General features: G+C 70.2%; 12 protein-coding genes. 3 read left to right on the forward strand and 9 right to left on the reverse strand.

Annotated features, from left to right (window positions below):
- The first annotated feature begins 94 nt into the window (after window positions 1-94).
- From ACSMXV_RS35280 to ACSMXV_RS35290, 3 genes are all read left to right on the forward strand, one after another.
- The gene (locus ACSMXV_RS35280) at window positions 95-1426 is read left to right on the forward strand and encodes an MFS transporter (RefSeq protein WP_473175171.1); all 1332 of its coding nucleotides are present in this window, start codon (window positions 95-97) and stop codon (window positions 1424-1426) included.
- Between the two features lie 201 nt (window positions 1427-1627).
- Window positions 1628-2599, forward strand: a complete 972-nt coding sequence (locus ACSMXV_RS35285; RefSeq protein WP_473175172.1) for a zinc-binding dehydrogenase — start codon at window positions 1628-1630, stop codon at window positions 2597-2599.
- A gap of 258 nt (window positions 2600-2857) precedes the next feature.
- Window positions 2858-3712, forward strand: coding sequence for an IclR family transcriptional regulator (locus ACSMXV_RS35290; protein WP_473175173.1), 855 nt, complete (start codon window positions 2858-2860; stop codon window positions 3710-3712).
- 393 nt (window positions 3713-4105) lie between these two features.
- Here the strand turns inward: ACSMXV_RS35290 and ACSMXV_RS35295 are convergent, their stop codons facing one another.
- From ACSMXV_RS35295 to ACSMXV_RS35335, 9 genes are all read right to left on the reverse strand, one after another.
- Entirely contained in the window at window positions 4106-4708 is a 603-nt protein-coding gene (locus ACSMXV_RS35295; RefSeq protein WP_473175174.1) for a helix-turn-helix domain-containing protein, read from the reverse strand.
- 103 nt (window positions 4709-4811) lie between these two features.
- Window positions 4812-5843, reverse strand: a complete 1032-nt coding sequence (locus ACSMXV_RS35300; RefSeq protein ID WP_473175175.1) for an isopenicillin N synthase family dioxygenase — start codon at window positions 5841-5843, stop codon at window positions 4812-4814.
- A gap of 29 nt (window positions 5844-5872) precedes the next feature.
- Entirely contained in the window at window positions 5873-6628 is a 756-nt protein-coding gene (locus ACSMXV_RS35305) for a class II aldolase/adducin family protein (protein WP_473175176.1), read from the reverse strand.
- 1 nt (window position 6629) lies between these two features.
- On the reverse strand, window positions 6630-7835 hold the full coding sequence (locus ACSMXV_RS35310) for an aromatic ring-hydroxylating oxygenase subunit alpha (RefSeq protein WP_473175177.1): 1206 nt from the start codon (window positions 7833-7835) through the stop codon (window positions 6630-6632).
- Window positions 7832-8704, reverse strand: a complete 873-nt coding sequence (locus ACSMXV_RS35315) for a sugar phosphate isomerase/epimerase family protein (RefSeq protein WP_473175178.1) — start codon at window positions 8702-8704, stop codon at window positions 7832-7834. The genes ACSMXV_RS35310 and ACSMXV_RS35315 overlap by 4 nt, the downstream gene beginning before the upstream one ends.
- Window positions 8701-9792 (reverse strand): ABC transporter ATP-binding protein, encoded by a 1092-nt coding sequence (locus tag ACSMXV_RS35320; protein ID WP_473175179.1) that lies wholly within the window; start codon window positions 9790-9792, stop codon window positions 8701-8703. Before ACSMXV_RS35320 ends, ACSMXV_RS35315 begins: the two co-directional genes overlap by 4 nt.
- A complete protein-coding gene (locus ACSMXV_RS35325; protein WP_473175180.1) occupies window positions 9789-10640 on the reverse strand; it encodes an ABC transporter permease in 852 nt (283 codons plus the stop codon). The genes ACSMXV_RS35320 and ACSMXV_RS35325 overlap by 4 nt, the downstream gene beginning before the upstream one ends.
- The gene (locus ACSMXV_RS35330) at window positions 10637-11536 is read right to left on the reverse strand and encodes an ABC transporter permease (RefSeq protein WP_473175181.1); all 900 of its coding nucleotides are present in this window, start codon (window positions 11534-11536) and stop codon (window positions 10637-10639) included. Before ACSMXV_RS35330 ends, ACSMXV_RS35325 begins: the two co-directional genes overlap by 4 nt.
- Complete coding sequence (locus ACSMXV_RS35335; protein ID WP_473175182.1) at window positions 11533-12669, reverse strand: extracellular solute-binding protein; 1137 nt, start codon at window positions 12667-12669, stop codon at window positions 11533-11535. The genes ACSMXV_RS35330 and ACSMXV_RS35335 overlap by 4 nt, the downstream gene beginning before the upstream one ends.
- Window positions 12670-12883: the final 214 nt, after the last annotated feature.

Genomic DNA, 12883 nt, shown 5'->3' on the forward strand with positions numbered 1-12883 from the left:
TCCCGCCGCCCGCACCCCCAGCATGCGTCGGCACCAGTCCCCACTTTGTCCTGGATCACTCCGGATCCTGGGCACATCGGAGGTGAGCCGCTCCATGTCCGACATCGCCAAGCCACTCACACCACCCGGCATCGGTACGAGCGATACGAGCAGTGACAAGAGCAAGGTGTCGAGGATCGCCGTCGCGAGCCTCATCGGCACCACGATCGAGTACTACGACTTCGCCGTGTACGGCACCGCTGCCGCGCTGGTCCTGGGCCCCGCCTTCTTCCCGTCCGGGAGCTCCACGGTGCAGACGCTCGCGGCGTTCCTGACCTTCGCCGTCGCGTTCCTGGCCCGGCCTCTCGGTGTGGTGCTGTTCGGGACCATCGGCGACCGGCTCGGCCGCAAGCGGGCCCTGGTGGCCTCGCTCGTGGTGATGGGTGTGGCGACGGTCGGGGTCGGGCTGCTGCCGACGTACGAGACCGCCGGACTCCTGGCGCCGGTCCTGCTGGTGACGCTCCGTCTGCTCCAGGGAGTGAGCATGGGCGGCGAGTGGGGCGGTGCCGTGCTGCTCGCGGCCGAACACGCGCCGCCCGGGCGCCGGGCGTTGTACGCGTCCGTCCCGCAGGCCGGCCCGCCGCTGGGCTTCCTGCTGTCCAGTGCCGTGATCCTGCCCACCCTCGCGATCGCGGGCCGGGACGGGTTCGCGGCCGGAGCCTGGCGTGTCCCGTTCCTCCTCAGCACGGTGCTCATCGTCATCGGGCTGTGGGTCCGCGGCCGGGTCACCGAGTCCCCGGTCTTCGACCGGCCGGCGGCCGACCGCTCGGTTCCCAGGTTCCCGCTCGGCACCCTCGTCAAGGAGCACCCGGGCCGACTGCTGCTCGGCATCGGCACGGCGATCGGCGGCTCGGCCGTCTACTACCTGACCATCGTCTACAGCCTGTCGTACGGGCCCAAGGCGCTCGGCATCCCGCAGAACACGATGCTGATCGCCGCGAGCACCGCGGCGGCCTGCGGCGCGGCGGCGACCGTCCCGGCCGCCCGGCTGGCCGACCGGGTGGGCAGGCGGCCGGTCATCCTGACCGGAGCCGTCGGGTGCGCGGTGTGGGCGATGCCCATGTTCGGCGCCATGCAGACGGGCGACGTGTGGATCATCACGGGGGCGTTCAGCCTCGGGCTGGTGCTGTTCACGCTGATGTTCTCGCCGGTGGCCGCCTTCCTGCCCGAGCTCTTCCCCGCACGCTTGCGCTACACCGGCGCCTCGGCGACCTTCATCCTCGCCAACACCCTCGGCGGCGGCTTCGCCCCGCTCGTCGCCACCTGGCTGAACACCCACTGGAAGTCACCGCTCGTGCTCGGCGTCTACGCGGGTGTGCTCTGTCTGATCAGCCTCGCCTGTGCGCTGGCACTGCCGGAGACCCGTGACAAGGAGTTCGACGCCTGACGACCGCGTCTCTTCCGACTGCTGACGTCCCACTGCTCCACCGGCCGTGCCGCGACCCGGCACGGCCGGTGGAGCACCCGCGCCGCTCCGGGAAGGGTCGTCACCCAGCCATGCCATCCCGACAGGTGACGACAGGGCATGCCGTCCCGGCAGGCAACGACAAGGCATGCCAGCCCGACAGGTACGACAAGGAGTGCACTCATGCTTGCAGCCGTGGCCGTGCGCCAAGACCCCGACGATCCGCTGAGCGGCCTGGAGTTGCGAGAGGTGCCCAAGCCGACGGTTCCGCCCGGCTGGGCGCTCGTGCGCGTGGCCGCCGCCGCCCTCAACCACCACGACATCTGGACGCTGCGCGGCGTCGGACACCCGGCCGAGCGGCTGCCCATGGTGCTCGGCTGCGATGCGGCAGGCATCGACGAGGACGGCAACCCGGTCGTCGTCCACCCCGTCATCGGCGACCCCGAGGCGGGCGGCGGTGACGAGACGCTCGACCCCGGCCGCGCGCTGCTGTCCGAGCAACACGACGGCGCCTTCGCGGAACTGCTCTGTGTGCCGCGCCGCAACCTGGTTCCGAAGCCGGCCTCGCTCTCCTTCGAGGAGGCCGCCTGTCTGCCGGTGGCGTGGCTGACCGCCTACCGGATGCTGTTCACCCAGGCCCGGATCCGTCCCGGTGACCGGGTGCTGGTGCAGGGGGCGGGCGGTGGCGTCGCCACCGCCGCCATCGCACTGGCCCGTGCCGCCGGGGCCACCGTCTACGCCACCAGCCGCTCCGAGGCCAAGCTGGCGGCCGCCCTTGAAATGGGCGCCCACGAGGCGGTGCCGTCCGGTACCCGTCTGCCGGAGAAGGTCGACGTGGTCGTCGAGACCGTCGGGCAGGCCACCTGGGAGCACTCGCTGAAGTCGCTCAGGGCCGGTGGCGCGGTGGTGGTGGCGGGTGCGACCAGCGGCGCCAACCCCCCGGCCGACCTGAACCGCATCTTCTACCTCCAACAGCGCGTGCTCGGATCCACCGGCGGCACTCGTCAGGAGTTCGTCTCGCTGCTGCGGTTCATGGAGAACGCCGGGATCAAGCCGCGCATCGACCGGGTGCTCCCCCTGACCGAGATCCACTCCGGTTTCCGGGCGGTGATCGACGGCGAAGTGACCGGCAAGGTCGTCGTCCGCCCCAACTGAGGGCAGGAACGCAGTCCGACCACAGGTGGCCTCCGTGGACCGCCCCGTACGGGCCGCGGCGGTCTGCCCTGATCAGCGCGGTGCTGTGCCTTCTCGTTCCGAAGGCACAGCACCGCGCATTTTCGTGCACCTGCCACGCATACGTGTGTCAGGGCACAGTCCCTTCGCAGGCCTTTGCAGACTGCCCCGGGTCACCTAAAGTGGACGCACGTCCACTTCGATGGTCGGGTCTGATCCGCCGCACCGGAGGCCACACACATGCTTGACCACACCACCACCGCGAAGCCGGCCACACGTCCCAGCGAGGCCGACGCGGATCAGCAGACGGCCGTGGACAAGGCCCTCATGCTGCTGAAATCGATGGCCGAGTACGACGACGGGATCGGTGTCAGTGAGCTGGCCCGGCGTACCCAGCTGACCAAGTCGACGGCGTTCCGGCTGCTCGGCATCCTGCAGCGCAACGATGTGGTCGAGCGCGTCGGCAGCAACTACCGGCTGGGCTCCCGGCTCTTCGACATCGGCACCCGCGTTTACGGTCCCTCGTCGCTCGTACTGCGCGAACGCCTGCTGCCCTACCTCGCGGACCTCTACGAGCTGACGCACGAGACCGTGCACCTCGCCGTGCTTCACGACACCGAGATCGTGTACGTCAACAAGATCCAGGGCCACCGCCCGACCCGGTCCCCGTCAAGGATCGGCGCCCGGCTGCCGGCGTACTGCACGGGCGTGGGCAAGGCCCTGCTCGCCTTCGATCACGACGCGGCCGAGCGAGCCATCGCCGAAGGCCTGGCGGCCTGTACGGCGGGAACCATCACAGACCCCGACCTCTTCCGTGCCGAGCTGCGCCGTATCAGGCAGGACGGGATCGCGTACGACCGCGAGGAGGCCGTGCCCGGCCTGGCGTGCGTCGCCGTACCCGTCATGGGGACCGCGGGGCGCCCGGTGGCCGCGCTCTCCGTGGCGGGCGCCGCCCACCGCTTCGAGGCGCACCACTTCGCCCCCGCCCTGCGCCGCGTCGCCTACGAGGCGGCCCGGGCGCTGGCGGGATCGAAGGCGGCGGACAAGGCCCGCACCGCGTACAGCCGGGTGGAAGGGCAGCGCTCTGCCGTGTAGCGGTGTTCCCGTCCGCGGGCCGGGCCGTCTGATGCCGGGACATGCCTGATGCCGGGCCGTCTGATGCCGGGCCGTCTGATGCCGGGCCGGCCTGACCGGCGGGACGCCGACGAACCGTCCGCGGGTCGGGCTGGGGCCGGGCTCCGGCCTGACCGCGGGCAATTGTGAGGAACCGTCAGTCGCTTCGTGCCTGGGCTGAGTCCCGCGGCGGCGGCATCGGCACCTCGATCAGCTGACGCCGAGGAGCCATGTTCCACCCCGACGCAATCGGCGGTCCATCGCCCGTTCCGGCCGGCGGCACGGCATCCTCGGCGGCTCGCGTAACGGCTGGACTGACGGGCCCACCGCTCCTTCTCCCGCCCCCTTTTGCTGGTCGGTCTTACCGCCGACGGCTCACCGTCGATGGCTTCCCGCGACGCCGTTCCCTCCGGTGCCGGGCTGCACACGGGGCACACTGACCACGACGTGCACAAGGCTCTCTTCGTCCAGCGACTCGTAGAGGTGCGGCCGGTCGCCGGGATAGCGGACGAAGTCACCGGCGGCGAGTTCGACGGGGCTGTCGACCGGGCCCACCCGCACCCGGCCGCTGATCACATACAGATGCTCCAGCGTGCCCACGGGATGGGCCTCTGAACGGCCGCTCGATCCACCGTGACCGGCACCGATGCGCAAAAGGTAGTTCTCGATCACACCGGAGCCGTAGATGTGGTCCAGGGAGCGGCTCTCGTATCCGGCGTGCTCCTGCCAGACCACGGCGTCGGCCCGCTGCACCGTCATGACCTGCTCGCGCTCGGCGACCAGCCGCGTCACGGGCACGCCGAGGGCGCCGGCGATGGAGAACAGTGTGTCGACGGTGGGGTTTCCGGTGCCCTGCTCCAGCTTCGACAGCGTCTGCTTGGCCAGGCCGGCCTGACGGGCCAGCTCGGCGAGCGAGAGACCACGCTGTTCTCTGAGGATGCGCACGTTGCGTGCGACCACGGCGTTTCCGGATGGCACGGCACCACTCTAGGCCAGCGCCTTGGGCGACGAAGATCGAGATCCCCCTGTCCAGGGCGGGCGCGAGAGGGAGCGACGGAGCAGAGACACGAGCCGTACCGGCTCAGTCACCCAACTCGCGCCCGAACCCGGCAGACAGGGCGAGAGCGTTCTCCGGCAGGGTCAGCTCGCCTGCAGCCCTGCGGTCCTTCAAGTAGCCATAGACCTGGAGGACTTGAGACCACAGGTGCTCGCCCGCCACCAGGCCCGGTCGGGCAGGCCGGTCGGGGGTGACGAAGCGCGGCAGCGGCTCGACCCGTGTGTGGTAGTCGACGTTGAAGAAGAGCGGGAAGGAGTAACGCTCCTCGCTGACCCGTCGCACCCGGTGGGTCGTGGAGACGAACTCGCCGTTGGTCCACAGCTCCAGCATGTCGCCGATGTTGACGACGAACGCGTCACCGAGCGGCGGTACGTCGATCCACTCGCCGGCGCCATTGAGCACCTCGAGGCCGGGTCCCGTCGGCCGCAGCAGTGTGAAGCACTCGTAGTCCGTGTGCGCGCCGATGCCCGGCCGGTCCAGGGCGTCCGCGTCGTACGGGTAGTGGATCAGCCGCAGCCCGCTGGGCGCCTTGGTGGCGTACCGGCTGAAGGTGTCCGGCTCCTCGCCGAGCGCCACCGCGAACGCCCGGAACAACAGCTGCCCGAAGGCCAGCACCGCTTCGTAGTACGCCGTCGTGGCCTCGCGGAAGCCGTCGAGCTCCGGCCATACGTTGGGGCCGAGAAGCGGGGTGCCCGCCCGGACGTCGGGATCGTCGAGCGGCAGGTCCAGGGCCAGTCCGAAGACTTCTTTGCGGTCGGCGGTGCCCTGCGCGAAGACCTCCTCGCCCTCCGGGACGAAACCGCGGTGGTTGCGGGAACGGCCGATCCAGCTGCGCATCTTCTCCTCGTGGGGGAGGGCGAAGAAGCGGCGGGCCGCGTCGAGCAGGCCGTCGAAGAGTTCCGGGGCGATGCCGTGCCCCGAGACGTACATGAAGCCGACCTCGCTGGCGGCGCGGCCGAGCTGTTCGGCGACCTCGCGCTGCGCCTCGGGTCCGCCGTGCAGCAGTCCTGACGCGTCGACGACGGGCAGTTCGGTGAAGTCCTTGGACGCTGTCATGGGTTTCCCAGTTCGTGTCATGGGGCTTCTCAGTTCTTGTAGTCGGGGGCGACACGGTCCAGCAGGCGCAGCAGCGCCGCCCAGGCCAGGTCGTACGCGTCGTCGTCCGCGAAGTCGGCGACGTTCTCCCCGGCCAGCTGCCGCGCGGTGTACTCGCACACGTCAGGCGGCGGCATGACCAGCGGCCCGCCCGACTGCGCCGTCGTCTGGATCTCGCAGGCCTTCTCCAGGTAGTACATGCGCAGGAACGCCTGGGCGGCGGTGGCGCCGACGGTCAGCAGGCCGTGGTTGCGCAGGATCATCACCGGCCGGTCGCCGAGGTCGTCCACCAGGCGCTTCTGTTCCCCGAGATTGAGCGCGACGCCCTCGTAGTCGTGGTAGGCGACCCGGCCGTAGAACTCCATGGCCATCTGGCTGACCGGCAGCAGCCCGCCGGCCTGTGCGGCGACCGCGCACCCCGCCTTGGTGTGGGTGTGCAGGACGCACCGGGCGTCGGGGCGCGCGGCGTGGACGGCGCTGTGGATGACGAAGCCGGCCGGGTTCACCCGGTACGGAGTCTCCTCCACGGGTCGGCCCTCGAGGTCGATCTTCACCAGCGACGAGGCGGTGATCTCGTCGAAGAGCAGGCCGTAGGGGTTGATCAGGAAGTGGTGCTCCGGGCCCGGCACTCGTAGCGAGATATGCGTGAAGATGAGGTCGGTCATCCGGAAGTGGGCCACCAGGCGGTAGACGGCGGCCAGTTGGCGGCGCAGCTCGTGTTCTTCGGCGCTCTGCTCGGCGTCCATGTCAGGGGCCCTCCTTCGCCGGGGCGTTCGACACTGTGGCGGGGACGCCCTTCGCCAGGGCGTCGGCGATCAGGTGCTGGAAGCGGGCGGTGATCTGGTCCCAGTGGGGAACGAGGTGGTTCCGGTCCGCGGCGGGGGAGTGGCGGCCCTGCTGGAGCGCGCGCAGCACGGGCAGGTCCTGGTCGTTGACCTCGAAGAGCACGTCGCAGAGGTTCTTGCGGGCCGTGTCGTACGACGCGTCGGCGGCCTCCGCCGCCACGAACACCGCCATGTGCTCCACTGTCCGGTCGGGCGCCACCGGCTCCAGGGCGATGACCTGGTAGAAGTCGGGCTCGATGAACACGAGTGCGTTCGGGAAGACACAGAAGATGTCTTGCCGGTCCCGCAGCCCTTCCGGGATATCGCCGAGCAGTGGGAGCGCCGTTCCGCCTCCGCCTCCGCCGCCCGCCGCCGTCTGCCCGGACGCCTTGGCGCTCGCCCCCCGCGGGTAATAGCCGCCGATGACCGCCTCCGACAGCACCTGGTCCTCGATGTCGAGGAGTGTCGCCGCCGGCCCGACCTGGGGATGGACGAACGGCAGGTGGTAGAAGTCCAGGAAGTTCTCCACCACCAGCTTCCAGTTGGCGTCGACGTCGTAGCGCCGCTCCTCGGCGAGGTGCAGCGAGGTGAGGTCGTAGGGCGCCCACCGCTGGGCCAGCGGGGCGAGCAACTCCTCGGCGGAACCGGTGGGTTCGCCGAGATGCACGAAGACCATCCCTGCCCACTCGCTGTGCGGCACGGGCAGCAGGCCGAGCCGGTCCCGCACCTCCGGTTCCGGGCCCGACCCCTTCGTACGGTCCCAGTACGGCGTTCCGCACAGAGAACCGTCCAGATTGAACGTCCAGAAGTGGTACGGACAGCGCAGCCGCCCCCGGGTGCTCGGCTGTTCGGACAGCACGATGCCGCGGTGCCGGCAGATGTTGTGGAAGACCCGCAGGGTGCCCTCGCGGTCACGGACCAGCAGGAGGGGACGGCCCGCCACGCTGACCGGCCGGGAGCTGCCCGGTTCGGCCACCCAGTGCGTGAAACCGGCCCATACCCACCGGCTTTCGAAGATCTGCTGCCGTTCGGTGTCGAAGACCTTCTGGTCGGTGTAGGCGGAGGCGGGGAGGATGCTGCTGCCCACGGGCCGTCCGTCGAGGGGGCCCGATGCCTCGCGTACGTTCACGATGCCTCCTCGGCCGAGGTGGTCTCGGAAGCCGAGGCCGCGAACAGCTCCTCCGCCCACGCCTTCAGCAGCAGCGCCTCACGCCAGCGGTCGGACAGCTCCTCGCCGTCCGCGCCAGTGATGGCGTACGGAGTGGTGCCGAGCTCGCAGAGGAAGACCAGGTCGGCGGCGTCTGCCGCGCGTGTTCGCCAGGAGCGCATGGCCTCCAGCCACCAGCCGCGGAACCGCTCCACCGGCGCGGCGTGCTGCGCGAACTCCAGCGGGACCTGCACCTGTTCACGGGTGGCGACACGGCCCTGCAATGAGGCGCCGAGGCTCAGCAGGCGACCGATCATGCCGTCCACGCGCGCGTCGGACGTGTCCGGCAGTTCGTTGCCGACGACGTAGTGCGACAGGTCCAGGGAGAGCCCGACATCCGGCAGCTCCGCTGCGAGGCGGTGGGTGAAGGCGAGATCGTTGGTGAGCGTGTAGCGGTGTGTCTCCAGATGGAAGGCGAAGCCCGCGGCCTCCGTCTCCTTCCGCCATCCGCGTACGAGCTCGGCGGCCTCGGCCGGCTCGTCGGGGAACACCTGGCCGCAGACCACGACGAGTTCGGCGCCTGCCTCGGCCGCGTACTCCAGGCTCGCAGCGAGTGGTGTCCGGTCGTTGACGAACGCGGTGACCAGGGAACGCAGGCCCGCCGAGCGCAGGAGGGGAGCCACCTCGGAAGCGGCCGGTGCCTCACGTGCGTACAGGTCGAGGCCCACACCCGCGAAACCGGCCTCCGCTGTTCGCTCGATGCGCTCCTCGAGGGTCCAGGGCCGCGGGGCGCGCCAGGGGAGGCCTTCCATCGCCCACAGCGACTGGAAGACGGACAGTGTCTGGGTCACAGGGCGGCCCCGGGAGCGGCGGATACCGGCTCGTTCGGGGACTTCGAGGGATCGGTGATCGGGGGCGGCTCGCTGAGTGCGCGCGCCCCGCCGCCGCAGTACCGTAGGCCGACCGCGTCACCCGTACCGGGCACCTCGGTACCGGCCGGGACCGTCACCACCAGGGGCTCCGCGCACCCGGGCACCGTCACCGTGACCCGGCTGCGCGGCCCCTGGAAGACCACGCCGTCCACCGTCGCCGGCACCGCACCCGCCGCGTCGGGATCACCCGTGAGCGCCAGGTCCTCCGGCCGGACCACCGTGAAGCCGTCGGATGCGCCCTCCACGGGCAGCGCGAGCGCCTCGACGCGTCCGCCGCTGACCGGCAGCAGATTCGCCTCTCCCAGGAACTGCGCCACGAACGGCGTCGCCGGACGGTGGTAGACCTCCTCGGGTGTGCCGATCTGCTCGATGCGGCCGCCGTTCATGATGGCGACCAGGTCGGACATCGACAGTGCCTCCGTCTGGTCGTGCGTCACGGCCACCGTCGTGGTGCCGGTCTCGCGCTGGATGCGCCCCAGTTCGTACTGCATGGCCTCGCGCAGCTGCTTGTCGAGCGCGGCCAGCGGCTCGTCGAGGAGCAGCAGCGCCGGCTCGTACACCAGCGCGCGGGCCAGTGCGATGCGCTGCTGCTGGCCGCCGCTGAGCGACTGCACCCGGCGCCCGCCGACCTCGGGCAGGCGCACCAGCTCCAGTGCCGTCGCCACCCGCTCGCGCCGCTGCTCCTTGGGCATCTTGCGGGCGAGCAGCGGGAATTCGACGTTCTGCGCCACGGTCCGGTGCGGGAACAGCGCGTAGTTCTGGAACACCACGCCGATGTCGCGCTTCTCGGGCGGTACGCCGGTCAGTGGCCGGCCGCCGAGCAGCGCGCTGCCCGAGGTGGGCTCGGTGAACCCGGCCAGCACGTTCAGTGTCGTCGTCTTGCCGCTGCCGCTGGGTCCGAGCAGCGTGACGAACGACCCGGCGGGCACGGTGAGGGTGACGTCGCGCAGGATCGGGGCGCCCCCCAGGTGCACGTTCAGGGCGTCGATCTCGACGGACACGCTCATGACATCCTCCTCGAACTCCTCGGACTCTTCGTGCTCCTCGCGGTCCTGCCACTTCGCGTACCTGTCAGCAGCACCATGAGGCCGAGCAGCGCCACGGCCATGCCCATCACCAGCGTGCTGACGGCGGCGATGGCGGGCGACGCCTGCTGGCCCGCCTCCAGCCACAGCAGCGTGGGCAGGGTCTCCTCGCCCGGTGGGCTCAGGTAGTAGGACAGGACGGACTCGTCGAAGCAGAGCCCGAAGGACAGCACTGCGGACCCCGCGACGCTCCGTGCCACCAACGGCAGTTCGACCCGCAGCAGCACGGACGGCCAGCTGTGGCCCAGGCTCCGGGCGGCGCGCGACAGCGCCGGATCGACCTTGGCGAGCCCTGCTGACACGGACAGGCAGACCAGCGGTGCGGCCAGGGTGGCCTGGCCCAGGATCAGGGTGCGGATACCCGCGCTGCCGCCCAGGTCGTCGATCGCCAGATACAGGCCGAGGGCCAGGACCAGCGGCGGTACGACCATCGGGGCCAGCATGGCGGTCCGCAGCAGTCGCGCACCGCGGCGCATGCGGGGCATCGCCAGTGCGGCGCCGGTGCCCGCCACCACGGCGATCACCGTTGCCGTTCCCGCGGTGGAGAGCGACTGTGTGAACGCGGCCTGCCAGTCGGGGCTGGTGAACACCTCCGTCAGCCAGCGCATCGACAGGCCGGACGGCGGAAAGGTCAGATAGCGGTCCGCGCTGAACGCGATCGGGAGGATCGCGAGGAGAGGGGCGATCAGGAAGAGTGCGATGAGTACTCCGGCCGCGTTCACCCACGGCGACAGGCGGCGGAAGGCGGTGCGCAGTTCGTCGTCCGTCACACCCGCTCCCACTGTTCGCTGATTTTGAGGAACCGATCGGCCACGAGATACAGCCCCAGCGTCGCCACCAGCAGCACCACCCCCATCGCGGCAGCCCCGCCGAGGCTCTGCATCCGGCCGAACTCCGTGCCGATGACGGTCGCCGTCACCTGGCTGCCCGGACCGCCGAGGAAGGCGGGCGTCACATAGAAGCCCAGCGACATCACGAAGACGATGACCGCTCCGGCCGCCGCCCCGGGACGCAGCGCGGGCAGCACCACCGTGCGCATGACGAGCCACTCGCCCGCGCCCAGGCTGCGTGCGGCCCGCAGCTGCGCGGGATCGAGCGAGCGCAGGCCCGCGTACACGGGCAGCACCATGTACGGCAGCATGATGTGGACCATCGCCGGGATCAGGCCGGGCAGGGTCTGGTAGAGGCCGAGGCCGTCCTCCGACAGCCCGAGCGTCTTCGCCAGCCCGTCCAGGGCGCCCTGAGGCTGGAGCATCAGCACCCAGCCGTACGTCCTGACGAGCAGCGATATCCAGAAGGTCAGGAAGAGCACGCCGAACAGGACATGGCTCAGCGCCTTGCGAGCCAGGCCCAGCGCGAGGGCGTACAGCACGCCGAGTACGCCGGTGCACAGGGTCACGAGCGCGGCCATCCACAGCGTGCGCCAGGCCGCGCGCAGGAACAGGGCGCTGCGGAACGGCTCGGTGAACATCCCGGCGGGGCCGTGGTCCTCGCTGCCCGCGACGACCACGGCGACCAGCGGACCGGCTAGCCCGAGCAGCAGCAGGGCGAGCGGCGGCAGGAAGAGCCAGCGTGCACCGCTGCCGCCCCGTGCACCACGCGCGCGTGGGCGTGCGGTGCCTGGGGAAGCCGACGGCTGGGGCGGCTTGTCGAGTACGGCGGTCATGCGCCCACCCAGCTCGTGAACTTCTCCACGTACTCGGCGTCCGACTTGCCGAGGTACTCGACGTCGACGCTGAGTTGCTTGGCCACGTTGTCCGGGGCACTCGGGGTGAGCGCGAGCTCCTTGTCGGAGAGCAGATCGAGGGCCTTGGAGACGACCGGGCCGAGATAGATCTTCTTCGACATCAGGGCCTGCTGCTCGGGTGTCGACATGTAGTCGAGCAGGGCGTTGGCGGCGTCCGCGTGCTGCGGCTTCTGCGGCATCGTGAACGAGCTCCAGGGGTACAGCATCGCGTCCTGGAACGTGAAGTCGACCGGCTTGCCGTCGTTCTTCAGCTGGATCATGCGGGCGCTGGAGGTGGCGATCATCGACGTGCTGCCCTGCGCCATGTACTGCTGGCCCTGCGCGTAGGTGTCGTAGAAGACCATGTGCGGCTTGAGCTCGTTCAGCTTGGCGATGGCGCGCTCGAAGTCGAGCGGATAGATCTTGTCCTTGGGCACGCCGTCCGCGAGCAGGGCCAGTTCGAAGACGCCCATGTAGAGGGACTTGGGGAAGGCGCGCTTGCCGGGGAACTTCTTGGTGTCGAAGAAGTCCGCCCAACTGGTCGGCGCGGAGTCGAGCTTGGTCGACCAGCCGAGGACCTGGCTCCATGCGTAGCCGCCCGCGCAGTAGTCCTGGTAGGCCTTGGGCACCAGGTCGCAGCGGCGCACCCAGTCGGCCAGCTTGCCCGGCGCCTTCCCGGAGGCGATCAGGCCGGCCACGGAGTATCCGTCGAAGTCGATCAGATCCCACTCGGGGCTCGAACTCTCCAGCATCGACAGGAACTTGCCGTAGTCCCAGGCGGCCTGGACCACCCGTGCGCCCGCGACCTCGGAGTACGGGTCGAAACACTCCTTCTGCCGTATCTCGTACGTCTCACCGCCGAAGCCCGAGACGACGACCTGACGCGATCTGATGCGGGGCCACTTGGCGTCGACGTCCGCGGGGGCGGACTTCGAGCCCGACTTGCTGCCGCCGGTGGTGCTCTCCGAACCACAGGCGGTGAGCAGCGCGGGCGCCGCCAGCGCACCGCCCGCGGCCCAGAAGGCCCGGGAGATGATCTGGCGCCGTGAGAAGGGGACGGGCGGGCGTGACATGAGGCCTCCGACGGACGATCGCTCCAGGGGCCGGCTGCACCACACCTGGGTGCCAATTCGCTTTCAGGAGCGGATTCTTGCAGCCGATGCGTAAGCACAGTAGGAGGTGAACTTCCGATGTTGCGGTGATGAAATAATTCAGCCGCAGATCCTTACGTGGGTGAAACATGAGTGCCTGAAAGATGTAGACCCGTCCCCGACCAGCCACCGAGGC

The sequence above is a fragment of the Streptomyces sp. DSM 42067 genome, assembly GCF_055792885.1.